The following is a 255-nucleotide window of genomic DNA, read 5'->3' as shown; positions in this document are numbered from 1 at the left end:
CTGGGTCACCACGCCAGCAAACTCAAAGCCCGTCGGAATCGTCACCAGCGCAAACTCACCACCTGCCTTCGGATCGCCATCGACCAGGCCCGACTCATTGACCGTCACAGCCTGAATCTCATCACCCGCAGGACCTTGGGCCTTAGTGATCGTCACCGTCAACGTATCCGTCGCCGTATCACCATCAGCGTCCGTGATTACGAACACAAACTCTTCCGTGCCGCTCACATTGGGCTTGGCCTCATACGTGTAGCT

Annotated in this window: 1 protein-coding gene; it reads right to left on the bottom strand. The window is 57.6% G+C overall.

Annotated features, from left to right (window positions below; all coding sequences use genetic code 11):
- Positions 1-255: Ig-like domain-containing protein (locus VRY85_RS14910; RefSeq protein WP_414599386.1), on the bottom strand; the 255-nt coding region annotated here is incomplete at both ends.

This window comes from Achromobacter sp. F4_2707 (assembly GCF_047501535.1).
Classification (GTDB): domain Bacteria; phylum Pseudomonadota; class Gammaproteobacteria; order Burkholderiales; family Burkholderiaceae_B; genus Yanghanlia.
Note: the sequence above shows the minus strand (reverse complement) of the source record. Positions and strands in the feature narration are given on the sequence as shown.